General features: G+C 55.7%; 21 protein-coding genes. 13 read left to right on the plus strand and 8 right to left on the minus strand.

The window, feature by feature from the left end; genetic code table 11:
* Positions 1 to 3: 3 nt before the first annotated feature.
* From AACY09_RS13360 to AACY09_RS13380, 5 genes are all read right to left on the minus strand, one after another.
* Complete coding sequence (locus AACY09_RS13360) at positions 4 to 1,215, minus strand: aromatic ring-hydroxylating oxygenase subunit alpha (protein WP_339488650.1); 1,212 nt, start codon at positions 1,213 to 1,215, stop codon at positions 4 to 6.
* Positions 1,216 to 1,326: 111 nt separating this feature from the next.
* Positions 1,327 to 3,189, minus strand: a complete 1,863-nt coding sequence (locus AACY09_RS13365; protein WP_339488651.1) for an IucA/IucC family protein — start codon at positions 3,187 to 3,189, stop codon at positions 1,327 to 1,329.
* Positions 3,190 to 3,197: 8 nt separating this feature from the next.
* Positions 3,198 to 3,815 carry a GNAT family N-acetyltransferase gene (locus AACY09_RS13370; protein WP_339488653.1) on the minus strand — a complete coding sequence of 206 codons (618 nt, stop codon included), beginning with the start codon at positions 3,813 to 3,815 and terminating at the stop codon, positions 3,198 to 3,200.
* Positions 3,805 to 5,016, minus strand: a complete 1,212-nt coding sequence (locus tag AACY09_RS13375) for an MFS transporter (protein WP_339488656.1) — start codon at positions 5,014 to 5,016, stop codon at positions 3,805 to 3,807. The genes AACY09_RS13370 and AACY09_RS13375 overlap by 11 nt, the downstream gene beginning before the upstream one ends.
* Positions 5,016 to 6,353 (minus strand): lysine N(6)-hydroxylase/L-ornithine N(5)-oxygenase family protein, encoded by a 1,338-nt coding sequence (locus tag AACY09_RS13380; protein ID WP_339488659.1) that lies wholly within the window; start codon positions 6,351 to 6,353, stop codon positions 5,016 to 5,018. The genes AACY09_RS13375 and AACY09_RS13380 overlap by 1 nt, the downstream gene beginning before the upstream one ends.
* Before the next feature lie 428 nt (positions 6,354 to 6,781).
* On the opposite strand from AACY09_RS13380, the gene AACY09_RS13385 reads away from it, so the two are divergent.
* The 12 genes from AACY09_RS13385 to AACY09_RS13440 all read left to right on the plus strand — a co-directional run bounded on the left by AACY09_RS13385 (position 6,782) and on the right by AACY09_RS13440 (position 20,984).
* Positions 6,782 to 7,480, plus strand: a complete 699-nt coding sequence (locus tag AACY09_RS13385) for an extensin-like domain-containing protein (RefSeq protein WP_339488663.1) — start codon at positions 6,782 to 6,784, stop codon at positions 7,478 to 7,480.
* A gap of 113 nt (positions 7,481 to 7,593) precedes the next feature.
* Positions 7,594 to 8,211 carry a translesion DNA synthesis-associated protein ImuA gene (gene imuA / locus AACY09_RS13390; RefSeq protein ID WP_339488665.1) on the plus strand — a complete coding sequence of 206 codons (618 nt, stop codon included), beginning with the start codon at positions 7,594 to 7,596 and terminating at the stop codon, positions 8,209 to 8,211.
* A gap of 7 nt (positions 8,212 to 8,218) precedes the next feature.
* Positions 8,219 to 9,625, plus strand: a complete 1,407-nt coding sequence (locus tag AACY09_RS13395; RefSeq protein WP_339488667.1) for a Y-family DNA polymerase — start codon at positions 8,219 to 8,221, stop codon at positions 9,623 to 9,625.
* Entirely contained in the window at positions 9,622 to 12,690 is a 3,069-nt protein-coding gene (locus AACY09_RS13400; protein ID WP_339488669.1) for an error-prone DNA polymerase, read from the plus strand. Before AACY09_RS13395 ends, AACY09_RS13400 begins: the two co-directional genes overlap by 4 nt.
* 348 nt (positions 12,691 to 13,038) lie before the next feature.
* A complete protein-coding gene (locus tag AACY09_RS13405) occupies positions 13,039 to 13,500 on the plus strand; it encodes a RipA family octameric membrane protein (protein WP_339488671.1) in 462 nt (153 codons plus the stop codon).
* 227 nt (positions 13,501 to 13,727) lie between these two features.
* Positions 13,728 to 14,750: an acyl-CoA dehydrogenase gene (locus tag AACY09_RS13410; protein ID WP_339488674.1), complete on the plus strand. Its 1,023-nt coding sequence runs from the start codon at positions 13,728 to 13,730 to the stop codon at positions 14,748 to 14,750.
* Positions 14,747 to 15,511 carry a PIG-L deacetylase family protein gene (locus AACY09_RS13415; protein ID WP_339488676.1) on the plus strand — a complete coding sequence of 255 codons (765 nt, stop codon included), beginning with the start codon at positions 14,747 to 14,749 and terminating at the stop codon, positions 15,509 to 15,511. The genes AACY09_RS13410 and AACY09_RS13415 overlap by 4 nt, the downstream gene beginning before the upstream one ends.
* On the plus strand, positions 15,508 to 16,107 hold the full coding sequence (locus AACY09_RS13420) for a class I SAM-dependent DNA methyltransferase (protein ID WP_339488678.1): 600 nt from the start codon (positions 15,508 to 15,510) through the stop codon (positions 16,105 to 16,107). Before AACY09_RS13415 ends, AACY09_RS13420 begins: the two co-directional genes overlap by 4 nt.
* Positions 16,104 to 16,799: a glycosyltransferase gene (locus AACY09_RS13425; protein WP_339488680.1), complete on the plus strand. Its 696-nt coding sequence runs from the start codon at positions 16,104 to 16,106 to the stop codon at positions 16,797 to 16,799. Before AACY09_RS13420 ends, AACY09_RS13425 begins: the two co-directional genes overlap by 4 nt.
* Positions 16,800 to 16,879: 80 nt before the next feature.
* A complete protein-coding gene (gene ku, locus AACY09_RS13430) occupies positions 16,880 to 17,740 on the plus strand; it encodes a non-homologous end joining protein Ku (protein ID WP_339488682.1) in 861 nt (286 codons plus the stop codon).
* 15 nt (positions 17,741 to 17,755) lie between these two features.
* On the plus strand, positions 17,756 to 20,299 hold the full coding sequence (gene ligD / locus AACY09_RS13435; protein ID WP_339488684.1) for a DNA ligase D: 2,544 nt from the start codon (positions 17,756 to 17,758) through the stop codon (positions 20,297 to 20,299).
* Positions 20,300 to 20,555: 256 nt separating this feature from the next.
* Positions 20,556 to 20,984 (plus strand): MarR family winged helix-turn-helix transcriptional regulator, encoded by a 429-nt coding sequence (locus tag AACY09_RS13440; RefSeq protein ID WP_339488686.1) that lies wholly within the window; start codon positions 20,556 to 20,558, stop codon positions 20,982 to 20,984.
* Between the two features lie 4 nt (positions 20,985 to 20,988).
* Here the strand turns inward: AACY09_RS13440 and AACY09_RS13445 are convergent, their stop codons facing one another.
* The 3 genes from AACY09_RS13445 to AACY09_RS13455 form a co-directional block, all read right to left on the minus strand.
* A complete protein-coding gene (locus tag AACY09_RS13445) occupies positions 20,989 to 22,002 on the minus strand; it encodes a zinc-dependent alcohol dehydrogenase (RefSeq protein ID WP_339488687.1) in 1,014 nt (337 codons plus the stop codon).
* A gap of 4 nt (positions 22,003 to 22,006) precedes the next feature.
* On the minus strand, positions 22,007 to 22,438 hold the full coding sequence (locus tag AACY09_RS13450) for a PaaI family thioesterase (RefSeq protein WP_339488689.1): 432 nt from the start codon (positions 22,436 to 22,438) through the stop codon (positions 22,007 to 22,009).
* 808 nt (positions 22,439 to 23,246) lie between these two features.
* A complete protein-coding gene (locus AACY09_RS13455; RefSeq protein ID WP_339488691.1) occupies positions 23,247 to 23,645 on the minus strand; it encodes a VOC family protein in 399 nt (132 codons plus the stop codon).
* Positions 23,646 to 24,249: 604 nt separating this feature from the next.
* On the opposite strand from AACY09_RS13455, the gene AACY09_RS13460 reads away from it, so the two are divergent.
* The gene (locus AACY09_RS13460) at positions 24,250 to 26,232 is read left to right on the plus strand and encodes an ATP-binding protein (RefSeq protein WP_339488693.1); all 1,983 of its coding nucleotides are present in this window, start codon (positions 24,250 to 24,252) and stop codon (positions 26,230 to 26,232) included.
* The last annotated feature ends 236 nt before the right edge of the window (positions 26,233 to 26,468 follow it).

The following is a 26,468-nucleotide window of genomic DNA, read 5'->3' on the forward strand; positions in this document are numbered from 1 at the left end:
AGCTTATGGCGCTCCTCTGAACCCTGGGGTTTGGCTGGAACCTGGGTGAATTGCGCGGCCCATTACCGAGCGATACCAGCCGTGGAAGTGCTGCATGCCTTCCTCCAGCGGTATCTGGTACGGGCCGCTATCGTCGACGCCTCGTTTGTACAAGGCCCGCCGGCCGGCATCGGTGCGCTCGGCAATCTCGTCGTCCTCGATGGCTGTTTCCATATAGGCCGCACGGTGGGACTCGACCAACTCGCGGTTGGTCGCAAGCAGTTCGTTGGGGTAATAGAATTCGATGACGTTGACCGAGTCGTGAACGCCCCTCGGGTATACCGTCGACAACACCAGCGCATGGGGGAAGACTTCGATCATGTGCGTGGGGTAGTAACTCGCCCAGATCGCGCCGAACTCGGGGGATACGCCGCCGCAATGGGCCATCAAGCCTTCATGCCAGGCCTTGTAAGTGTCGGTGCCGGCACGCTCCAGATTTGGGTTCACGTTGATGCGCTGCAGGCTGTACCAGTCGCCGTAATCCCAGCTCAGCCCTTCACTGCGAACGTATTTACGCAGGCCGGGATGGAAAGTGGCGATGTGATAATCGTCGTTGTATATTTCGAGAAAGGTCTTCCAGTTGCACTTGCAGGGGTGCATCTCGACGTGGTCCAGGGCGTAATCGTCGAAGTTCATTTCGGGCCGGTCGAACAGCGCGCCTATATCTTCGGCGGGGTCGCGCGGGCCTTCGAACAGAAAGCCGCCAATATTGGCAATCGGATAACGCGGTAGATTGCGGCAAGGGCGGTCGGGGAATTTCGGTGCGCCAACGATCAAGCCGCTGGTGTCATAGGACCATGCGTGGAGCGGGCACATGATCTTGCCGCCAGTGGTCTTGAGGTTGCCGCGGTGGATTGCCGAGTCTGGAGCTTCAGGGCTGAAATCGCCGAGCATCAGCGCTTGCCGGTGGCGGCACACGTTGGACAGTAATTCGATACCGCTTTCGCTGCGTACCAGAATCCGCGAGTGGTCATCATGGGGCAGGGCGTACCAGTCGCCTATATTGGGCACCATTTTTTCGTGGCCGATGTAGCGAGCGCTCTTCTGAAAAATCAGCGCCTGTTCTTGCTTGTAAATTTCCGGGTCGCAATAGGTGTGAATTGGCAGCTGCGGACTCTCGCCCAAAGTATTAAAGGGACTCACATCGATGCTAGCCATGCGGCTGGGGCTGAACATGCTATTGCTCCTTGCGCTGAATTATCAGAGTCGATACGGCGTGCAGGCGTGGGCAGGATGCACTCAGCCCTTTAGGGTCAAGTGCATCGGCGCCTGTTCCAGATGAGCGCCCTAGACGCTAACTGCGCTCTGACCAGACGCCATTTTTTTAAGGCGTGCAGGCGCAAACGGTGCGACCGGGTTATCCAGCGGCTCGGCCATAATCAAACTGCCTGCCGGGTTGGCCAGATCAACCATCTGCAGGTTGTTCTTGAGCTGAAGGCGGTTCAGGCATGAGTGGAGAAAGGTTGGGGCGAAGAAGTCATAGCGATCAAAGCGGTGCTGCAACTCAGGGTGCGCCGCCTGATAATCGATGACTGATTCGGCAACGGTGCGCCAATAGGTGTCTTCGCTCATGCAGCCGTTCTCTTCAAGAATCTGGCTCATGTGGCGGAAAACGCCGTCGAATACATCAATGAAGATCCCGAGAATCTTGTATTCCTCAGGGACATCAACCGCCAGACGTTCAAGGCCCTTGGGCATCTTGGCGTCCTTGTCGAGAATGGCAGACTCTTCGGCGATATCTTTCATCAACGCGCGCACCGGCACGTGATCTTTAAGCACCAGGATCAGGTTTTCACCGTGGGGCATAAACACCAGATGGTGAGCGTAGAAGCAGTGCATCAGTGGTTGCAAAAAGGCAGCCAGGTATTGACGCATCCATTCAACCGGCTGCAACCCGGAGCGACGCATCAGTTCAGGCAACAAAGCAGCCCCTTGCGGATCGACATGGAGCAGACCGGCCATGGTCATCAACCGCTCGCCTGGCTTTACCCGGCTGACCGGGCTTTCACGCCACAGTGCTGAGAGCATCTTCTTGTAGGGGCTGTCCGCATCCTGGGCGGCCTCGTAGTAACGGTTGCGGTAACCGACCGATGCAATTTCACGAAGAATGCTGAAACCATAATCATGCAACACCGGATCACTGGAGATCAGTTCATCCAAAAAGGCGTTGATCGCGGGGGTGCCGGCCATGTAGTAAGGCGACAACCCGCGCATAAAGCCCATATTGAGCACCGACAGCGAGGTTTTTACGTAGCACCTGTCTGGGTTGGATACGTTGAAATAGGTACGAACCGATTGTTGTGCAAGGTACTCATCTTCACTGCTGCCCAGCGCAACGATTTTCTGATTGGCGATGTCGGCGGCGAACATGATGCTCAGCTTGTTGAGCCACTGCCATGGATGGGCTGGCATAAATACATAGTCATCAGCAACAAGGCCAAGATTCACCAGCTGTTGGCGGTACCTATCAACCGTGGCATTGCCCAGTTCTTGACGCAAAAGTGTGTCGTGATCGAGCCCCGGAACGGCTGCAAAGTGTGCATTGTCGGTGTGGACTGCCAGCCAGATGATTGAGAAACGCGAGCCGGTTTCCGGCGCATAAGCGCTGTAGTCGCTCGCATTGAAACCCAGACGGCCGTTGTTGGCGACAAAGCCGGGATGGCCTTCAGTCATGCCTGTCTCGAAGTCCTGATACTCAGCATCGGCTAGCTGCGCGCTGGTCATGTAATTGCGACTGTGTTTGAAGGCGGCGCCGTACAGAGTGCTGCTGATCTCATCCAGATACACCGGTAACTTCTCTGCAGGGATGCCCAGGGTGTGCTTGAAATCATTAATAAAGGCTAGCGTGTCGAGGGGCTGCTGAGCTTGACCATCGATCATGCGTACGATGCTCGCAGGATCAACATGCCAGTGACGCAGCGCCATTTTTCGTGCTTCAAAGCGGTAGACGCAGTGTTCGGTGTCTGCAGGCAGTTCGTAACGTGACCAGCCTTCGCGAGCTGTTTCGCCCAATGAGGTAGGGGTGAACACCTGTTCGTGGGCGTACTCGGCAATGGCTTTTCGCACCAGCAGACGGTTTACCTTGCTCCACACCTGGGGATTCAAATGAGCGACGGCAGTGCTTGGCTGATACAAGGGCGTTGAAGTCATTGGTAAAATCATCCTTTCAGTGAGTTGGCGAAGTCTGCTGGGGTACAAAAAGCCAGTTGTGCCTGCTTGCTGGGTAATTCAATGACGGCATGGTTAACAAAGCCGACCATTTGATTGAGGCGATGAACCTTGCCGTTGCGCAGGTCAGGCTCGACCACGACACGGTGCGCGCCCAGTTCATCGAATAGAAAAGCCATGACCACGCGCAAAATGTCCCGGGTGAAATTGGCGACCGGTTGAGAGCAGGGGCCGGTAAAGAAATGCATGCCGATATCACCGGGCTGAACGTCATAGTGCCGCCCGACCTCATCACAGCCGGGGTCATAACATTCCATGACAAAGGCCGGCTGGTTGCGGTGCAAGCCCATGTAGGCCTGAAACGTGCCCGTTGCAGCCGCACCGACGTAGAAGTCGCGTGTGGCTTCAAGGGTCATGTCTTGCATGTTCCAGTAATGGGCATAATCCATCTGGTACCAGGGATGGATGACCTCGATATCGCCGTGCACTTGCAGCGGGCGCAAGCTAAGCAGCGGGTTTAATTTCGGCCGATTCGTGGCGGTTACAGGGGGCAGGGCGCAGGCATGAATCCCCTGCGTCTGGTTGGCGTGCGACTGTTCAAGTGGCATTGCAAAGGGCTCCTTTCTCTAGCTCTGCGCCGGCATGACGGCGGTCCAATCCAAAGGACCAACGATCGATCACTGCAGTGAGCAACATGCCGCACGCGGCGATCACGAAGGTCATGGGGATTCCAACGAGGCTGACGACATAACCGGCACCGAATGACGACAGCAGTACGCCAAGGTTCTGGAAAAAGTTGGTAATGCTGAAGTCGCGGGCGTAAGCCTCAGGGGTGCTGATTTTGAACAGCGTCACCTCCAGCTTGACGATCACTTGATACATCGCCCAGCCGTACATACAACGGCCGATGATGATCAGTACCATCGATGGGCTGGCCTGGAGCAGCAGGCCAACGGTGCCAAGCAGCAGGTTGCCAAGCGTGTGATCCAGATAGCGGGGAGGGTGCTTGACACGGTGTTTGATCAGCAACGCGAGCAGCGCAATAATGCCGGGAATAGCAAAAATCACACCGGTAAGGGTCTGGTTGTTGAGCCCTGTGGTTGATTCCCAGAACACAGTGAAAAAAGGTCTGACCAGGTAGGCACTGAAGTCGAACAACAGCATCAGCAGACTCAGCTTAAGCAGCAGCGCGAGCGAACCAGGAGCCCGGCGAAAAGGCGGGGCTTTTCGATCCTTTTCTTCCTGTGTCAGTACGTTGACCACCTTGCCGGCGCGAATCAAATAGATGCACAGCCCCATCTGAATGAAGTCACCGGCGGCCATCAAGCCAACGCTGAATTGCGGGCCAAATTTCTGCAAAGCCAGGCCGCCGACGGCCGCACCAAAGATTGCGCCGATGTGAACCACCACTGACAACAGGCCAATGGTGATGCTGTGGTTCTCTGGTTTTTCCAGGCGCATCAGGTAGGGGAACATCAGCAAATAGCTGGCCTTGGTCATAAACATGAGCATGGTCAACAGCCAGTAAGTGGTGACATTCGGCGCCCAGATGGCGAGTACGCAGAACATCGCCGCGGCCGCTTGGGTGAACACCAGCAAGCGCATGGTTTCTATGTGCCGAGCCACACGTGCCCACACTGGCAGCATGCACATCACAGCAATGGATATGGCGGCGATGTACGCCCCCACGTGCACCGGACTGGTAATGCCATAACGGTCTTCAAAGAACTGCGGGTAAAAGGCGATGAGTATCGAATCGCTGATCACGCCGAACGCTGACATGATCAAAATAGTGGTGCGCAACGTCATTAAACTGCGCCCCGGTTTTCGAGTGCTTCAAATCCACTGCCTGGGCGTGGAACAAAATCCTGAAAAGCAGTGCGCTCTTCACAGGGATAGAAGTCGATGCCGGTCAGCTTGTGCAACAGACGGCTGTTGCGATAACAGGCCAATCCCAGGTCAGGACCGGTCAATCCGTGGCTGTGCAAGCCCACGTTCTGAACAAATATTTCACTGTCTTCATGGTCCACCGCCCAGTCATTCGACGGCGCATAACGGCCTTGATCGTCCCAGCGAATTCGCTCGCGAATACCTTCAACGAAACGGGGTAGCTGATGCCGATAGCCCGTGGCAAACACCAGGCCATCGGTGACATGACGGTACTGACGACCTAGCTGGACGTGATCGAAAACCAATTCCCAGTGAGTGTTGTCCGCTAGCGGTTGGCATTGGCTGAGCGCAAGGTGCGTCAGCAATTGCGTGCGCGGCTCGTGGTGATGCCTGCGCTCGTCCAGAGTCTGGTAGATATCCTTGATCAAGGACTGATTGATGCCGTTATAAATGCTGCGCTGGTTTTCCAGACTGCTTTTCTTGACCTCAGGATCCAGGCTGTAGAAGTAGTTACCGTAATCCGGAGTGATCAGTTCGAGTGTCAGCTTGGCGTCTTCCATCTGAAAGAAGCGCGAGGCACGGGTTACCCAATTGACGGTGTAACCATGTTGCGACGATTCCTTAAGCAACTCGTGATAGACCTCTGCACCGCTTTGGCCGCTGCCGATCACCGTGATGTTCTTGCATTTCTGCAACTGGGCTTTGTTGCCCAGGTAGCTGGAGGTGTGCACCACCTGTTGGGTGTTAGCTTGGGGGACGCAGGGCGGCAGGTATGGCACGCCACCGATGCCGATCACCAACTTGCGGGCACGCATTTGAAACGCGGTGTTATCAGGCCCGTGAACACCGGATACCAGGTAACCGCCTAGCTGAGGGTCATGCCATATTTCCTGCACTTCATGCTGATAACGAACGGTGTCGAGCTTGCTTGCTGCCCATTTGCAGTAGCGGTCGAATTCAGTGCGGGTCAGGTACCAGTTTTCACGGATGTAGTAGGTGTAAAGCCGACCGTGTTGCTTGCAATAGCTGAGATAGGAGAGCGGGTTGGACGGATCCGCCATCGACACCATGTCAGCCAAAAACGGGTTTTGCAGGGTTGTCCCTTCAAGCAGCATTCCCGCGTGCCAACTAAACTCGGACTTCTGTTCCAGGAACAGGCATTTGACATCCTTGTGTGGAGCCGACAGGCACGCAAGCCCCAGGTTAAAGGGCCCCAGACCAATCGCTATGAAGTCGTAGACGTGTTCATCGTTCACTGTTTGGCCCCTCAGAATCCTGTTTGAAGTGCCAAAAAAATCTACGGCCATTAGCATTGATTGTCAAATGCTAATGCTATTTATTCTCATTATGCTGATTGAAATAATTTATCCATTTAGCGCCATCCACCGGTTGGCGCGGGCTGTAGTGCAAGGGAATAAAGTAAAAAAAATGATGTGAAACAGGTGGTACCTGGTCTGGTTACGCATGACTGTTAATCAGCGCATATGTGACAAGGTGGAAGGCGAAGGCTTTACTGCGCAGGTTCAGACTGAATCGCCGGTCGTATTTTGAATAATATTGCCGACACCTAAATCTTGATGTGCAAGCGTTTCAATGGTTCTTATACGCAGGAATGCCGCTCATGATTCGACCCGGGCGGCCCAAGCGAAGACTGCCGTATTCATGGGAACAAGCAGGAGAAGGCGTGCGGGTTATTAAGGTGCTGTTGCTATTGTCGTTATTGGTGTGTGCGGTGCTGCTCGGTGTCGAGCGGGGCTGGATACCTCTGTCGAGTGCCTGGAATCCCTGGGTACCGTTGAATGTGAACGACAAACCCAACTGGCTGACCCGTTTCAAACTAATGCAGTTACGAGATGATCCACAGCTCTGTGAGCAGGTATTGAGCGGTTCAGGTTTGCGCGCAGTGGCCCAGCAGGACAGCCCAGCAGGTGCTCGCTGCCCGCTGCATAACGTACTGCGGATTCAGGGTGGCGAGATCGGCTTGAGCAGTAGTTTTCTGGCCAGTTGTCCCCTTGCAGTGGCTTTTGCCCTGTTTGAACGCCATGGATTACAACCGGCCGCGCAGGAAGTCTATGGGCAGCGAGTAACCCGGATTGATCACCTCGGCAGTTTCGCCTGCCGCAATATATACAACCGCAAAAGCGGCGCCCTGAGCCAACACGCAAGCGCCAATGCCTTGGATATAGCCGGTTTTCGTCTGGCTGATGGCCATAGGATCAGTGTGCTTAAAGACTGGCCGGGTGAGGGTGATGATGCGCGTTTCTTACGCCTTGCGCGTGACGGCGCCTGCAAGGCATTCAATGTAGTGCTCAGCCCCGATTACAACGCGGCCCATCGCAACCATTTCCATCTGGATGCGGGGTCATGGTGGGTCTGTCGTTGAACGGGGATTGCCATTTACGCTTGGGGTGAATGCACTTCGTCGACTGATCTTGACCATAACCCCGCTTAAGCAAATACTGTATATAAATACAGTATTTATTGGCACTTCCGATCATGTCAGCCGTAGTCACCCTAGAAAGCTTGCTCGATGCCCAGCGTGTTTGGCGCGGGCAGGTTGTCACCTCTCGTTCAGCTAACTGCATGCCAACCGGAAACGCCGCATTGGACGCAGCACTTCCCGGTGGTGGTTGGCCAAGTGCAGCGCTCAGCGAAATTTTGGTGGCTGCCACGGGCACTGGCGAGCTGCGTTTGCTTTGGCCAACCCTGGCTCGCCTGACGAGTGCTGGAGAGCGTGTGGTACTGATCGGGCCACAGCACCAGCCGTACCCACAAGCCTGGCTCGCCGCAAAAATCGATCTACGCTACCTGAGCATTGTTCAATCACAGAACCGTGACATCCTCTGGGCTGCCGAGCAGTGTTTACGCTCTGGAAGCTGCGGCGCTGTAATTTGTTGGCTTGGAGATGCCGACGACCGCTCATTACGACGCTTGCAGGTTGCCGCTGAAGCGGGCCAGACCCTGGCTTTTGCTTATCGCCCCTTGGGCGCCGCTGCTAACGCATCGCCCGCAGCCGTGCGGTTGGCAGTTGACGCCCAGCCCAAGCAGTTTCGAGTACTGAAGTGTCGAGGCGGCATTGCCTCTGCACACCCAATCGCCGCCGGCTGGCAATAAGACTGCCATGCTTTGGGCTTGCATTCTCTTGCCACAGTTGGCCATGGACGGGGTGTTGCGTCAGCGTACTGACTCGGAGCCATTGGTCCTGCTCAGCGGCCCAGCGCAACGCCGTGTGCTACAAGCGGTGAATCCTGCAGCCCGCGCACTTGGCCTCAGATCAGGACAGTCGCTGACTATGGCACAAGCCCTGGGCGCAACTTTTGTTACGGCTGATTATGACCCGGCAGATGCCGAGAAATGGCAGCAGTTTCTGGCGGCGTGGGCTTATGGATTCAGCGCGCAAGTCAGCCTGCATTACCCCCGCTGCCTGATGCTTGAAGTGCAGTCCAGTTTTGCCTTGTTCGGCCCTTGGCCACAATTTGAAGCGAGACTGCGCAAGGAGCTCACGGCCTTGGGCTTTCAGCATCGCATCAGCGCAGCACCCAACCCTGCGGCGGCACGCATACTGTCTAATTGTGGTGACGGTCTGGTTGTCTACGATGACCAAACTCTACAGGCCGCGCTCAACCCTTTACCCGTTGAGCGATTGGGCCTGACCGAACAAGTCGCTAGCGCCTTTGCCCGGATGGGGTTGCGTACCGTGCAGCAACTCGTGGCCCTTCCACGCAGCAGTCTGGCCAAGCGTTTTCCAGCCGAGGTGCTAGTGCATATCGATAGGTTGTTTGGCAGGCGCCCACTGGGTTTGGACTTTTACAGCCCACCCGATGTGTTCGATCTTCGAATTGAGCTCAATTTTGAAGTTGAGTCCCATCAGGCATTGTTATTCCCGCTGCGGCGTTTAACTGCTGACCTGTCGGCTTACCTGTCCGGGCGCGACAGCGGCGTTCAGCGCTTTGTGCTGCATTTGGAGCACCGCGTACTGAGTGACAGCCTGGTTCAGGTTGGCCTGCTCAGTGCTGAGCGGGATGCCGGCATGCTTTTCGAGTTAAGTCGTGGTCGCCTTGAACATCAGCAATTACCCGCCCCGGTATTGGCGCTACGACTTGTCGCCCGCGAGTTGCCCGCTTTCGCTCCGCAACATCGCCAACTCTTCGAGCAACGCCCACAACAGTCGCAATCCTGGCTGCAATTACGCGAGCGATTGCGTGCTCGGCTGGGTGACAGTGCCGTGCATGGCCTGGGTGAGCGTCCAGATCATAGGCCAGAGCGGTCGTGGTCGGAGGAAACTATCGGGACGCCACTGGCGGTCTGTGGGCCTCGCCCGAGTTGGCTTGTGACTGAGCCATACCCTTTGCAGGAGTCGTCTCTGCGCATTGTCAGTGGCCCAGAGCGAATCGAGTCTGGCTGGTGGGACGATGGCGACGTACGCCGCGATTACTATGTAGTGGAAACCGAAAGTGGCCAACGCGCCTGGGCATTCCGGCGAGCCGGCAGCACGGAGCCCCTGATCGTGCACGGGTGGTTCGCATGACAGGCTATGCAGAGCTGCATTGCCTCTCCAACTTCAGTTTTCAACGGGGAGCCTCCAGCGCCAAAGAGCTGTTTGAAAGGGCCAGCCAGCTGGGCTATACGGCGCTGGCCATTACTGACGAGTGTTCACTCGCAGGCATAGTGCGGGCGTGGCAAGCATCAAGGGCCAGCAACGTGCGCCTCATCATTGGAACTGAAGTCACCCTCGCTGAAGACATAAAACTGGTATTGCTCGCCGAGAACCTTGCGGGTTATCAGCGGATATGTGAGTTGATTTCAACCGCTCGACGCCGAACGAAAAAGGGCACCTATGAACTTAATCAGACTGATTTTAGCGGTTCGACTGCCGGCCTGTTAGCCATCTGGCTGCCTCACAAGGATATGAATGATGAGCAGGGCAGATGGGCCTCATCAATTTTTCCTGGCAGGTGCTGGATCGGTGTAGAGCTGCATCACGGGCCAGATGATGCCCACAAGCTGGCGCGGCTCAAGGAACTGGGGTCACGCTTGCAGCTTGCGCTCGTTGCCACGGGCGATGTGCATATGCATTCGCGAGGACGTCGCGCGCTTCAGGACACAATCACTGCGATTCGTCAGCACTGCACGGTGGCCGAGGCGGGCTACCATCTGTTTGCAAACGGAGAGCGGCACCTGAGAGCGATTGATGCCTTGACGGCCCTCTATCCTCCAGGGCTTATGGCTGAGACGCTCAGCATCGCTTCGCGCTGCACATTTGAGTTGGAACAGTTGAAATACGAGTACCCGCACGAGGTTACGCCTAAAGGCAAACCCCCTTCAGCATGGTTGCGAGAGCTGACGTATGAGGGCGCGAATTGGCGTTGGCCAAACGGCCTTCCAGAAAAAGCCCACACCCAGATCGAAGCTGAGCTGAACCTGATAGAGTCGCTCGAATACGAAAGCTATTTTCTCACTGTTCATGACATCGTTCGCTTTGCTCGCGAGCAAAATATCCTCTGCCAGGGCCGGGGGTCTGCAGCGAACTCAGCGGTGTGTTTTGCACTGGGCATTACCGAACTCGACCCGACCAGAATGAACATGCTGTTCGAGCGTTTTATATCCAAAGAGCGAAATGAACCGCCGGATATTGACGTCGACTTCGAGCATGAGCGGCGCGAAGAGGTGATTCAATACATCTATAACCGCTACGGCCGTGACCGGGCTGCTCTGACTGCAGTAGCCAGCACTTATCATTTTACCGGCGCAATAAGGGATGTCGCCAAGGCCTTGGGCTGGCCGGCTGACCAAGTCAGCGCATTAGCCAATTGCTGCGGCCGCTGGAGTGACAAACTTCCCACCGACGAGCGCCTTATTGAGGCGGGTTTCAATCCTCAAACCAAGCCACTGCGAATGGTGTTGATACTGGCCGAGCAACTCGTCGGATTTCCCCGTCACCTGTCGCAACACCCAGGCGGGTTCGTGATTTCCGAGCACCCTTTGACGACATTGGTGCCGGTTGAAAACGCGGCCATGAAGGACAGAACCATTATTCAATGGGACAAAGACGACATCGATGCGCTGGGTTTAATGAAAGTCGATGTCCTGGCGCTTGGCATGCTGAGCGCGATACGCCGTTGTCTGGATCTGCTGCGCCATTATGAGCGCCGTGACCTGACGCTTGCAGCTATCCCTGCCGAAGATGCACAGACCTACGCGATGATAAGCCGAGCAGACACCATCGGTGTGTTCCAGATCGAGTCGCGCGCGCAGATGTCCATGCTGCCACGTTTGAAGCCCAAGACGTTTTACGACTTGGTCATCGAAGTGGCTATCGTTCGGCCTGGGCCTATTGTTGGTGACATGGTCCATCCCTACCTGCGACGGCGCAACGGTGAAGAACAGGTTAGTTATCCCAGTGAGGAGTTGCGCGATGTTTTCGAGCGCACTTTGGGCGTGCCGCTTTTTCAGGAGCAAGTCATGCGCTTGGCCATCGTCGCGGCAGGTTATTCACCCGGTGAAGCGGATGAGCTAAGGCGGTCGATGGCGGCGTGGAAGCGCCATGGCGGTCTCGAACCGCACCAAATACGCATGCGCCAGGGCATGCTTGAACGCGGCTACAGCGAAGCATTTGCCACACGCATTTTCGAGCAGATCAAAGGCTTCGGCAGCTATGGCTTTCCTGAGTCCCATGCCGCGAGCTTTGCCCTGTTGACCTACGCCAGCTGCTGGCTCAAATGCCATGAACCCTCGGCCTACGCCTGTGCCCTGATTAACAGCTGGCCTATGGGGTTTTATTCGCCGGATCAGGTGCTTCAGGATGCTCGCCGCCATGGCATTGAGATCCGGTCCGTCGATGTCACGGTGAGTGATTGGGACTGCACCTTGGAAGCCCTGGATCGGACGTTACCTGCGATTCGATTAGGGCTACGTATGATCAAAGGATTATCTGCAGAGGTGGGCCACAAGATAGAGGCTATACGAGCCTCGGCAGTGTTCAGGGATGTGCATGACCTGTGCTCACGCGCCAGCCTTGATCAGAAAGCCAGGGCGCTGTTAGCGGATGCTGATGCTCTTAAGAACCTGGCGGGCCATCGTCACTCAGCGCGCTGGGAGATTGCCGCTGTGCAGCAACCTTTGCCGCTGTTTACAGATGAGGTAGCGGAGGAGGTTGTAGCGATACCCGAACCCACTGTGGTGGAAAATATGCATGCCGATTACGCACATACGGGTATGACCCTGGGGCCGCATCCCATGGCTTTGCTGCGCGACAGGCTTCACTCGATGAGGGCCAAAAGTTCACAAGAGCTACTGGAGATTGGCGACTGCAATCATATTACCGTGGTCGGCCTAGTGACCGGCAGGCAGCGCCCTTCGACCGCATCAGGCGTGACCTTCGTAACCCTGGAGGATGAGTTCGGCATGATCAACGTGATTGTATGGCGTGATCTTGCAGAGCAATACCGACCTGCATTGATCAACTCGAAGCTGTTGCAGGTGAAGGGCAAGCTGGAGGACCAGTCTGGGGTAGTGCACGTGATCGCCGGGCATCTGCAAGACCGCAGCGACTTACTGGAGGGGTTGGATGTGCGCAGTAGAAACTTTCACTGAGCCAGCGGCCTGAAATTTGCCAAACTGCTTTCAGGCCAGCGCTTTATAAGCGCCTGCAGAATGCAGTTTGAACACATTCACCTCATCAGAGTCCCAATGGTCAGGATCAAGCTGCGTTCAGAGCACAGGCTGCACTGATATGTCAGCCTAGTACGGTCGTGGAAATCACCTCAGCTCTGTCGTATTCGGGCTGTCTGACTTTCGTATTTACTCTGGGTCTTCAGCTTTGCCCAAGCGAGTTGGCAGCTCGTTGAACCCCATTTTCTTCCCAGCATGAATAGGCCCAGTGTGAGCAAAATAATCGTCGACAAATCTGAAACCAGCACGCTTGGCACTGAGGACTGTTTCATGTTCGGCGCCGCCAAGGAGCGGCTGGATTTTTATCGCAAGGAAATCCATTTCGAGACGGCCATCCTCTCCAACAGGACTAACGCCTACCTGGGCGCCCAGTCATTCCTGGTGATCGCCTATGCATCCAGTATGAACAACGTAAATCCTGAGTGGGGTGCACTCTTTACCTTTGTCGTACCCATTCTTCTTTCCGTCTTAGGATTGGTGAGTGCCTTACACGCTTGGCCGGGTATCAAAGCGGCTTATCAGATCATCGATCACTGGTACTTCAAACAAACCCAACTCCTTAATAGCGAGCCATCTATGGGGCAGGCGTATGACGAATCGCCTTTGTTTACCGAGCATGAATCGACTGAAGGCGGTTACCGCAAGGCGCTTAAATTCTCGATGCGCACGCCTTGGATTTTCAGCATATTTTGGATTTTACTTGGAGCATTCTCTTTGTTTATCAACCTCTAGGAATGGCCGTTTAACCAAGCGCCAACCACAATCTCGGACCGCGAAATCATTCCTCTAAGCGGCAACGGGGTCACAGACACACCTGCAATGAAACCTGCTCATTGTTGTTATCGACTCTTAGCGGATAGCTGCGGTGGTCAACGAGGCCAGCAACTTTTTCCTTGAACCACCCAGAGGACGTACCGGTCTTAAAATAGGAAGCCCACTGCCGGTAAGGATCGCTAACGATGGCCTGCGCACAATTGACCAGACTGAACGATCTCCTGCGCGACTTCAGTCAGCGAGGCATTGATCATCGTGGCTTAGACGTGCCTCGGCAGATGCAACTGCTGCTAACCGCAGGGTTGGCCGACTTGCCTCACCCTGGTCACGGCGCGACCTTACTGCGCTGGCAGATGTTGGCTCAGGTCGCGGCGGCCGACTTGGCGTTGGTCAAGCTTTATGAGGCTCACGCCGATGCACTTTCGATCCTTCATGAACTGGGTGTTGAGCCTAAGCAGGTTGAGGGGCTGTGGGCTGTGTGGGCGGCCGAACCACCCTACGCGCAAGTCGTCATTACATCTCGCCGTCAGAATCAGGTGACATTAACCGGCCGCAAGGCGTGGTGTTCAGGTGCTGCCCATGTCGACCATGCCGTGATGACGGTCAAAAATGAACGCGACCAGCCCGCACTGGTGATACTGGAAATCAAGCAACCCGGTGTCACGGTGACTACAGAGGGCTGGCAAGCAGTCGGAATGGCAGCCGCCGACAGCGTTGAGGTGATCGTTGAAGGCGCGCAGGCAACGTGTATCGATGAAACCTCGCTGTATATAAAGCGGCCGGGGTTTTGGCATGGCGCCGCCGGAATTGCCGCCTGTTGGATTGGCGCAGGACTGGAACTCGCCCGCATCGTGCACAGACAGGCCAAACGCGATCCCCATAGCCTGGCTCATTTAGGCGCCATTGAGTCAGCCTTGGGGGCTGCCAAAATTGAGATGCAGGTATGTGCGCGCTGGGTGGATGCTCATCCTCAGGAGGATGCCGAGTTTCATGCCCGGCGGTTACGCGCCACAGTTGAAACAGCAATGGAGGCGGTGATGCACCATGCTGGCCGAGCGCTGGGTGCCACGCCTTATTGCCGTGATCCACATTTCGCTCGTCTTATGGCGGATCTGCCGGTGTTCCTGCGCCAGAGCCATGCCGAGCGGGACTTGGAACGTCTTGGTCAACTCTCACTGGACCGCCCGCAAGAGAGTTGGGACCTATGAACCAAAAACCTAATCTTATACAGGGGCAGGGGACACCGTTCAGCGCTTGGCAATGTTCATCTGAACTCGCCAATATACCTGCCATCACGGTCGCCGAATTGCTACCGCCCGGCTCGCGGGTGGTGATAGTGGCCCCTCATCCTGACGATGAAATACTCGGCTGTGGTGGCTTGCTCGCCCAAATTGCCCATCATGATGTGACTGTGCGTATTGTCGCGGTCACCGACGGGGAGGGCAGCCATTCGCACTCTGCGGACTGGCCAGTCGACCGCTTGCGCCATGAACGCCCCCTTGAAAGCAGGCTTGCATTACACCGTCTGGGTCTGTCGCTATCCGAAGTGCAGTGGACTCGCTTGCACTTGAATGACAGCGATGTGGCTCGGGACGAGGCAGCTTTAGTGGCAGTTTTAGCCCGATGTTTTGAAGCCTCCACCCATGTCATCACCACGTGGCGCGAAGACGGTCATTGTGACCACGAGGCGGTTGGCAGAGCCTGCGCTCTGGCTGCGAAGGCAAAAGACTGCCAGCTATACGAAGTGCCAGTCTGGGCTTGGCATTGGGCTGCACCTGGGGATTCTCGCCTGCCATGGGCAAGGGCGCGAAAGCTAGACCTCGACACTGACGCATTGGTGCGCAAGCGGACGGCCATCCAGGCGCATCGCTCACAGCTGCTACCTGACGCCTCTACGGGAGCCAAACCCATTCTTGCAGATTCGACCTTGGCGCATTTCACCCAGCCTCACGAGATCTTCTTTATATGAGCTCGCCAGCCGATTATTTCGACGCCATGTTTAAAGCAACCTCTGATCCATGGGGCTTTCGCAATCGCTGGTACGAAAAGCGTAAGCGCCAGTTGACGCTGGCCACGCTGCCACGCGAGCACTATCGCCGTATTTTTGAAGCCGGTTGCGCCAACGGTGAACTGAGCGCTGACTTAGCCCAACGCTGCTCTGAATTAATCTGCTGTGACGTCAGCCCTACCGCCGCTGAGCTGGCTAAAGAACGCCTGACTGACGCGGCTCATGCTCATGTCTATGCCGGGGCACTTCCCGGGGACTGGCCAGAGGGCTCGTTCGACTTGATCGTGCTCAGCGAGATTGGCTATTACCTCGATGAAGCTGCGCTGCTGTCTGTTATTGAGCAAAGCCTCGAAAGCCTGACGCCTGACGGCGCACTGCTAGCCTGTCATTGGCTGCATCCAATTGAGGACGGCCCGCTAAATGGCCGTCTGGTACATAGCCTGCTGCAACAGCACTTAACCCTGTCCAAGGTCGTCTGCCACCGTGAGAATGACTTCTTGCTTGAGCTTTGGTGCCACCATTCCAGCGCCTTAAACCTACGCGAGGACGCGTTGTGATTACGGTTGTGGTGCCTGCCCACAACGAAGAAGCGCTACTCGGACGCTGCTTGAGATCTTTGCTGGTGGCCGCCCAACATCCCGGCTTGCTGGGAGAACCCGTCCACATACTGGTGGTTCTCGATGCATGCACCGATCAGTCGCAACAGATTGCGCATTCTCTCGGCGTGGCCACGCTCAGCATCGAAGTACGTAATGTTGGCTTTGCCCGCCGCTTAGGCGCAGCTGAGGCGATCGCACTAGGTGCACGTTGGTTGGCTTGTACCGACGCCGATAGTTATGTGGCCCCTGATTGGCTGTTTCAGCAACTGGGTCATGGTGCCGAAGTTGTGTGTGGCACCGTAGAAATACAAGACTGGGAGGATTATGACCAAGCGGTCCAATCAGCCTATCTACAGCACTACTGCAATGCAGACGGTCATCGGCACATCCATGGTGCCAATCTGGGCATCTGTGTTGCGGCCTACCAACGCTCTGGCGGCTTTTCCCCGGTATCGGTTCATGAAGACGTAAGACTCATCGAAGCCTTGGAGCGCATTGGCGCGTCTATCGTATGGACCGGGCAGAATAGGGTAGTGACCAGCGCCAGAAGCAAACCTCGAGCGCACGCCGGCTTTGGTGACTATCTGTCGAAACTCGCCGCCACACTTAGCCTCGACGGCAACCGTAGTGGACTAGGGGAGGAGGGCTAACCTGTACTTCACCGGCGATAGGTGAAACTTTCCACTGACCGCCGTAGTCATCCAATAGAGTTCCTTTGGAGTCGACCATCATGCCCCGCGCTATCTGGAAAGGTGCCATCAGCTTCGGTCTTGTTCACATTCCTGTGGCGTTGGCGTCTGCCACCTCAACTCAGGGAGTGGATTTCGACTGGCTGGACAAACGCAGCATGGATCCGGTCGGCTACAAACGGATCAACAAAGTGACCGGCAAAGAAGTAACCAAGGAAAACATTGTCAAAGGCGTGGCCTATGAGAAGGGCCGTTACGTTGTACTTAGTGAAGAAGAAATCCGCGCCGCCCATCCTGAATCGACCCAGACCATCGACATCTTCGCCTTTGTCGACAGCGAGCAGATTCCACTTCAGCACATCGATACCCCTTACTATCTGGCGCCTGACCGGCGCGGTGAAAAGGTCTATGCACTTCTTCGCGAGGCCCTTAGCAGCACCGGCAAGGTGGCGCTTGCCCATGTGGTTCTGCATACCCGTCAGCACTTGGCGGCATTGATGCCGATCGAGTCAGCCATGGTCCTAGTGATGCTGCGCTGGCCGAGCGAGGTGCGCAGCTTGGCGTCTTTGGAATTGGGCGACGCCGTGACCAAGCCCAAGCTGGCGAAGAGCGAACTGGACATGGCCAAGCGTCTGATTAAGGAGATGAGCGCCGACTGGCAGCCAGAGGAATACCAAGACAGCTTTCAGGATCGCATCATGGAGCTGGTTGAGCGCAAGGCCAAGGCTGGCAAGATTGAAGAGGTAGAGCGCGTCGAGGGCGAGGAGGAACGCCGCAGCGCCGATATTATCGACCTCACAGAACTGCTCAAACGCAGCTTGGGTGGCAAGCCAGACAGCAAAACCAAGGCTAAACCGAAACCAAGCACCCCACGCAAAAAAACCAAGACCGCAGGTAAATAAGCCAGGAAACGCCCCATGGCCAAAGTGCAGAGCGAATACAACCGCAAGCGTGATTTCGAACGAACCAGCGAGCCGCGGGAGCCGTCCCGGACCCAGTCTGGCAAGGCCGGGGCGCTGCGATTTGTGGTGCAGAAACACGATGCCCGGCACCTGCATTACGACTTTCGTTTGGAGCTTAACGGCACCCTTAAGAGCTGGGCGGTGCCCAAGGGCCCAAGTCTCGACCCCCGCGACAAACGCCTGGCCGTGCATGTGGAAGACCATCCGTTGGACTATGCCGGCTTCGAAGGCAGTATCCCCCACGGAAACTATGGCGCCGGTGATGTCATTGTCTGGGACCACGGTGTCTGGCAACCCCATGACGATCCGGCCGCTGCCTATGCGGCTGGCAAGCTCAAGTTCAGCCTGATTGGCGAGAAGCTCTCGGGGGATTGGGCTTTAGTCCGGACGCGGCTGCGCGGCAGTGGTGACAAACAGCAGTGGCTATTGATCAAAGAGCGCGACGACAGGGCGCGCCCGAGCGACGAATACAATATTGTCGAAGCGCAGCCCCAAAGCGTGATCAGTGGCGCCTTGGTCGGCGGCTTGGACAAAACAGCCAAACGCAAACCGACTGACAAGTCCGCGGTGGGGCGCAAGACCCATCCTGAATTTCCTGAAAGCCTCGCGCCACAACTGGCCACCTTGGCTGATCGCCCCCCCGAAGGCGAGTGGCTATATGAAGTAAAATTTGATGGTTACCGCATGCTGGCCCGCATCCATGACGGCGAAGTGCGCCTCTTCACGCGCAATGGCCACGACTGGACCGAGCGTTTGCCGCAGCAGGCTAAAGCGCTTTCCAAGCTGACCCTGACCGACAGTTGGTTAGACGGCGAAATAGTGGCGTTGAACGAAGACGGCCTGCCAGACTTCCAGCAACTGCAGAACGCCTTTGAAATCGGTCGCAGCCATGACCTTATTTATTACCTGTTCGATGCCCCGTTTCTCAATGGCGAAGACCTGCGCCAAATACCCCTCGAAGAACGCAGAGCTAAGCTCAAGCGGGTGCTGGGTAATTCCCGTCGCAGCCCTCTGAGGTTCTCCGCCGCGTTCACCGCCCACCATGCGGACATTGTTGAAAGCGCCTGCGCCATGTCGCTGGAGGGTGTGATCGGCAAGCGCGCGGGCAGCACGTATGTTTCTCGACGCAGTGCAGATTGGATCAAACTAAAATGCCGCCTGCGCCAAGAGTTTGTAATTGTTGGTTATACCAAACCACAGGGCAGTCGCAGTGGATTTGGCGCATTGCTGCTGGCGGTTAATGAACCGGATGGACTGCACTACGCCGGTCGCGTCGGCACCGGCTTCGATGATGCAACACTTAAGGCCCTGCATCAGCAGTTGCAAACACTAAAGCGCAGCGCGTCGCCGCTGAGTAAAAAACTGACTTCGACTCAGGCGCGGGGCGTGAGTTGGGTCGAACCGCAACGGGTCGCAGAAGTGGAATTTGCCGAGTGGACACGCGACGACATTGTTCGCCACGCCAGCTTCATTGCGCTGCGCACGGACAAACCTGCGGATCAGATTGTTCGCGAACGTCCGGTACCCATCGATGAGTCCAAGGCAGAGCCAAAGCCGGGCGTTGAGGGTTCCAGCAAGGCGGCCGCCAAACCAGTGGTCGCAGGCGTTCAGATCAGCAATCCCCAGCGGGTGATTGACCCGCAAAGTGACACCAGCAAGTTGCAAGTCGCTCAATTTTACCAGCAGGTTGCCGACTGGCTGCTGCCGTATCTCGACAACCGACCGGTCGCGCTGCTGCGTGCGCCTGAGGGTATTGCGGGAGAGCAATTTTTCCAGAAGCATGCCGAACATCTGGCCATCCCCAACATTAAACAACTTGATCAAAAACTCGACCCTGGCCACGCGCGCTTGATGGAAATCGACACTGTGTCTGCGCTGGTCGGCGCCGTTCAAATGGGCTGCATTGAGTTTCATACCTGGGGCGCGAACAGCAACCGTATCGAAACTCCCGACCATTTCGTACTGGATCTCGATCCTGACCCGGCCTTGCCGTGGCGCAGTATGCTCGAGGCGACTCATCTAACCTTGTCGCTGCTCGACGAACTGGGCCTGCAAGCTTTCATTAAAACCAGCGGCGGCAAAGGCATCCACATCGTCGTTCCGCTAGCCCGTCGCGCACACTGGGACGCCGTCAAAGGCTTTGCCAAAGCCATCGCTCAGTTTATGAGTCGTCAATTGCCCGAACGTTTTACTGCCACCTCCGGGCCTAAAAATAGAGTTGGCAAAATCTTTATCGATTATCTGCGTAACGGTCGCGGCGCCAGCACCGTCACGCCTTACTCGCTACGCGCGCGGCCGGGCTTACCCGTTTCCGTGCCGATTGCCCGCGATGAGCTGGATGACCTGCGCAGCGCTCAGCAATGGACCGTCCGCACCCTACAGCAGCGCCTAAATCATCTGCACCAAGACCCGTGGCAAGGTTACGCCAACCGCCAGCGTCTGACCTTGGCGATGTGGAAACGATTAGGGGCGCAGCCGCCTGACCCCGAGAAAGCTTGAGAATAAATTATTTCTTTCAGTGCTCATCAGATCCTGAATACGCTTTCAGGCATACCCGGTTAATGTTTCCAGGCCAGTACACGGATTTTCGGGCAAATGGAGATGCCTGTGCGTAGATTAATTGCATGATTATCACTCGTCGAGGTTGCTTGTTAATCTTGTGTGTCACATGCACAAAGGCTTACGCTTTGTCGTAACTCACACGTGCGGAATTGACATGGTTATTGAACGGAAGATAAACACTGCATCTGTGAGCATGAAATCGCTGGACTTGCTTGATCAGGGTCTTGAGTTGCTGCACTTTGGTTTTCGCGGCTTGACGGTAAAGGCCGATGAGTTTCTGGCAACCCAAGGGCTGTCTCGAGTGCACCATCGTATTCTGTATGTCATCGCCCGATCGGATAACATCAACGTGGGGGAGTTATCGGCCACACTGGGCGTCAGTAAGCAGGCTGTGCATAGGCCTCTGACACACCTGTTCGAGCGCTCGTTGGTTTGTTACACCCGCGTGCCGGAACGGCACCGCTTTAAGTTGCTAGCCCTCACCGAGCTAGGCCAGGCGCTTGAGCATCAAGCCTCAGAGCTTGAGCGTTGTGCGCTACGCCAAGCCCTCGCCAACACCGACCCTCAGGGCCAGAAAGCTTGGACAGTGGTAATGGAGGCGCTATCTGAGAACCTCAATTGACCTTTCAGGTTATGCGCTCGCGTACAACGATGCACTTAGCCAGCGGCTGAATTAAAGCCTCTGTTGCTTCCTCACAACTCACCACAGTCGGGCTCACCAATAAAGGCTCACAGTGCCCATTGCCGACAAGTTCGAGCACCTTAGGAATGTGTGGCCGTACGTTGCAGACACCGACTGACAATGTCACGTCTCGCAGATACATACCAAACAGCGGGATCTTAGGATCCTCAAATATGATGCCAATGCACGAGCAGTGTCCCCCTGGCGCAAGCGCCAGTAAACCCCGATGCAGCTCTAGCGGGTCACGGGTGGCTGCAACTACGACGTCATAACTTTCATCGAGGTTTTCCCCGAACTCGACATTGGCGCCACTGCGTAGGGCCAGGTCGCAGCGGTAATCGTTGTCGTCCAAGTAATCGACGCTAGCCGCTCCGGCGGCAACGGCCATCTGCACCGCCAACACGCCCAGACTTTCGGTGCCACCGACTACCAAGACCCGTGCTTCCTCACGTGCGGCAATAGGGCGACTGGTAGCGACCCAAGCATCGGTAAGGTTGTCACTGGCGCTAGCCACGGCTAACGGGTTAAGGCCCGGCGGCAACGCCACCAACATTGCATCGGCATACGGGACATGAACCAGCTCGGAAAAAAGTCCACCCCAATGGCCACCCGCCGGGACGCCGTAGGCGGCGTGTCGTGGCACTGAGGTGCATGCGGTTTCTCGCCCGGCTATACATTGACGGCATTGGCCGCAGGAGATTTTCCACGGCACCGAAACCAAGTCACCGCGGCGCACGCTAGAGACATCATCGCCAACCTCAAGGACTTCGGCCACGCATTCATGGCCTAGTGCGAAAGGAGCCTTGAACGGCGTGAGTCCCGCTATCAATCGGCGATCTAGATCGCATGAGGCAGATGCAATGGGGCGTACCAACGCGCCATGGGTACTCGATAAAGTGGGTGACGAAACATCTACCCACGCCAATTGGCCTGGGCCACGGACAATAAGTTCTTTCACTGGGCTACCCTTTAACTGCGAACGTTGTGGTCGCTCGGGCGCAAAGTTTGCCAGCGTCATCCAACACTTGCGCATCGCAGAACGCCAAGCTTTTGCTGCGCTCCACAACCCAGCCATGTACCTGGTAAGTGCCACCCTTGCGAAGTGGCCGTACGTACTTGACGTTAAGGTCGATAGTTGAGTGAACGGTGTTGGCCTCAAGTGTTGATAACAATGCCAGCGCGGCGGCGGCATCGAGGCAGGTTGCTGCAAATCCGCCGTGCACGGCGCCCGCCGGGTTGAGGTGGCGCTCGTCGGGGCGAGCCTCCAGTTCGATCCTTCCCGGTTCAACGCGCACAGCGCTCATGCCCATGGTTTGGCCTATTGAAGGAGCGGGGAGTTCGCCACGAATTAGGGCTTGTAAGGCTAGTAGGCCCGAAGTTGGTGATTCAGTCATGTCGCGGATCTCCGGTGCGGCAGCAGCTTGCTGGATGGGTGATTGGGGAACTGCACATTGGCTTTGATAAAGTGCAATCGTTCGTGCCGACCTACTGACAATTGACTGCATAAGATCTAGAAACAGACGTCAATTTATACGGAACAAGGCACTCAGGTCAACAATGTTGATTTGACAATTCCAAGGGCATTTAGGTCAGCAGTGAAAAGCAAAATTAGCCTCAAATTTGCTCATCAACTTCGGGGATGCTCGCAGAACGGTTGCTCAGGATCGAAGACCTGGTGTAGGCGTTTGACAGGGCGTTCAGCTGATCCACTTCGATCTTGCAGAGGTAAATGTGACAGGCTTCCCGTACCACGCCTGAAGAAAGATGGCGCGACTGCACAGCAGAATTGAAAGAAACGGGTCTACCGTTCTGCTGCGCTCGGCGTCGCTCTTTAACGCAGTTTAGCCTGCGGTGTTTGCGCTTCTGAGGTGGAGTTTAACGAGATGAAAACACTGGATTGGTTAGGTTTTGTCATTCGGCGCAGTGCCATTACAAATGACAAGAATGTCATTCGGCGGTCATCGATACAGTTAATAAAGCCAGGATTTTTAGTCGAGTCGAGCCGGATAAAATCTAAGTGACTTCTCGGCTTTGGATTTCACGTCCTGTGCCCACACGAATATTTCACTTTAACCATAGAAAAGTATCCAGATAGAAGGATCAAACTAATCAAGGGAAAAGGGGGACAGATTTATTTACCGAGCTCTGCCGCTCCTGGCCAATAGGCGCCAGTTCACACTGACGGCAGGCACGGTGTTTTACTTATTCGGCACATACGCCATGAAAGCAAACACATAATTTGTTGCCATCAGGATCTCGAAAGTATGCCCCGTAATAATCGGGATGGTAGTGGGGGCGTAATCCGGGCTCTCCCTCACACAGCCCGCCTTGTGCCAAGGCTATAGCGTGACTACTTCTGACTGCCTCTCGACTGGGCGCGAGGAGGGCGACCATTTGTCCATTGCCAGGTTGGTTTGGGTGGCCGTCAAATGGTCTTGCTATCACTAAGAGCGGGCGAGGTGAGGTTTCGCAGACCCAGCCTGCCCAAGGTTTGCTGGCTTCGCAAAACTTCAACGTGAGCCCCAACTCGGCCAATACCTTTGAGTAAAAAGCAAAGGCACGATCAAAATCACTGATACCTAAAAAAACATGGGAGATCATAACGGGCACCGTTGTGGTTAATCACGCACATGAGTGTGGCGTGAAACAATTTCCAGCGAAAGGAGGCATTCTGAATTTGATGGCCCGACCGATCGTATATCCGGGAAGCGACTTTTGGGGAAAGGCCACGGCTTTCTAGTCGCGACAGTAGTAATGCGGGCTTTGGTATACGATTCGCTCTAGGGAAGCTTGGCAGGCCGAAAACCGTGGTCTGTCCCCTAATATTACCCATCCAAGAACGCCCGGCTTTTGTTGTAATGTTCGATCGCGACTTTGTATGAGGCCGTCATTTCGGTGGAGAGTATCTGAAAGTCCAGCCCTCGGATCATCTGGTAAATGCGCTCGCGACGCAGGATCTGCACACGCTCGCCTTGCTTCCCTTGGTGAAGGCCCAAATCTAGCTGGTCAGTGGTTCAGGACTCTGGGTGATGGACAACGAAGACAGACGTTGCCTGCAATGGCATGCAACGAGTCCGAAAGCGACTAAGGCTGGACCTAGGTCGACTTTGGCTAGATTCAGCTAAACCGGCTATTGAGGTACGATAGCTGACATGCGTAGCACCCAGGCAAATGTCCGGGAAACACCACTTCATGGAGGGAATCAATGTCTGACCAAAACCGTCACCTTTCGTTGTTTGAGGAAGACTATCTTCTCCGTGAACTGGGCCCGGTTGCGCACGTGCCGCAGGTGGCATTGACTGAGCTTGTGGCCAACGCCTGGGACGCAGGCGCTAGCAAGGTCGATCTGTTTCTACCTACCGAGCTTGGCGGTACCCTGACCGTGGTCGATGATGGACACGGAATGTCTGCCCAGCAATTCAGCAAACGTTGGATGACGCTTCGATATAATCGTCTCAAGCACCAAAGTGCAAAAGTTGAATTTCCCAAGGAGAGGAGCTCCAAACTCAGGAAAGCCTATGGGCGTAACGGGGTAGGTCGACATGGGCTACTATGTTTCGGTGATCAGTACCAGGTCGAAACATGGCGCGACGCCAAGCTCAGCACCTTCGTGGTGGGTACAGAGTCTGGGCCCAGTCCGTTTGTGGTGCGTTCAGAGGATTTTTCCGAGCGTGAAGGGGCTGGCACACGGCTGTCTGTTTCAGTCACTCGCAAGATGCCGGATGTCAAAGAAATCATCACGGTACTCGCCGCACGGTTCATTCATGATCCGGGATTCCAGATCCGAGTAAATGGTACGCCTCTGACTCTGGCGAAACTTGAGCAACATGCCCGCACTCACGCCTTGAAACTGAGCGATGGCCGCACGGCAAAAGTCATCGTCATCGACTCCACACAACAGAACCATTCGTCCATCCACCAAGGCGTGGCATTCTGGGTTGAACACCGACTCGTAGGCAACCCATCGTGGGTAATCGGCCAGGTCGCGAACTTCGATGGGCGTACGAGGTTCGCCAAACGCTACAAAGTTATTGTGGACACCCAGGGCTTTGAAGGTCACGTGACCCAAGACTGGACAGGATTTCAGTCAACGCCTGCCGTCGAGGAGTTATTCAAGGCCGCTGCGGACTGCATCAGTCGGGTGGCGGATGAGCTGGCGGCAGAAGTCGTGGAGGCAACCTCCGAAGATGCCCTGGTACAGAACCGTTCAGAGCTCAAATCCTTGGGTCATGGTGCTCAACTCGAAGTATCAGAGTTCACGAAAGCGGTTGCCCAGGCACATCCTATGGTGTCTCCAGAATTTCTCGCAACGGCGGTGAAAGCAGTCATCAACTTGGAGAAATCCAAGAGCGGGGCATCTTTACTACAAAAGCTGGCCAACCTGCCCGCGACCGATATTGAGGGCTTGGATTCACTCTTGACAGACTGGTCAGTGAAGGACGCATTGCGCGTGCTTGACGAGATTGATGGCCGGCTCTGCGTCATTGAGGCCATCACCAGACTGGCGGAAGATCCTGAGACAGATGAACTCCATACCCTACACCCTCTGATCCTACGATCCCGCTGGTTGTTTGGTCCTGAGTTCGAGTCGATGGAGTACTGCTCAAACATGACGTTGAAAAGCGTTGCGAAACAGCTCTGGGGGGATGACGACGCCTCCTTTGCCAACGAGCGTAAGCGACCAGACATCGTGGTGCTGCCAGATCGATCCACAGTACAACTGGTGGGTATCGAGCATTTCGATCCTCAAGATGCGTCTATCGTCCAGATGCAGAACATCCTTCTGATTGAGCTCAAGAAAGGCGGCTTCAAACTCAATCGGCAGGAGGTCAATCAGGCCGACGGATACGTCCAAGACATCGCGGGCTCAGGCTACTTCAACGGCTCACCGTTCATTACGGCCTGGGTCGTGGGGCAGTCGATCGCTGCCGGGGTTGGTACTTCCAAGACGGTAGGGGATGAGTCCCGTAAGTACGGGCAAGTCCGAGCTACGACTTATGGAGCGTTGGTGAGTACAGCCAACTTGCGGCTGATGCGGTTACGGAGAACCTTGGAAGACCGGTACGACAACATCAAAACGGACGCGCTCCTCGTCAAGGTATTGTCGACCCAAGAGCAGGGCAACCTCGACCTTGACGCATCTCGGGCTGCTGAAACGCAGGACACCGCTATCAAGGAAGCGGTCTAACAACAGAGAAGAAGAGCTGGATTTCATGATCAGTTTTATTGCCTGCTCAACTCAGGCTTTGACGGAAAAGGGGACCGACGGAAAAGGGGACAGATTTATTTACGGAGCTTGTCCCGTCCTGAATAAGGTTTACACCTTCTGATCTATTTTCAGGAGGTCGTAATGGGCACGGGAAAAAGGCGCAGTCAGCGTGACTACACGCTGACCTTTAAATTGTCGGTCGTCGACCAAGTAGA

Source organism: Pseudomonas sp. EL_65y_Pfl2_R95 (assembly GCF_963971045.1).
Lineage (GTDB): Bacteria > Pseudomonadota > Gammaproteobacteria > Pseudomonadales > Pseudomonadaceae > Aquipseudomonas.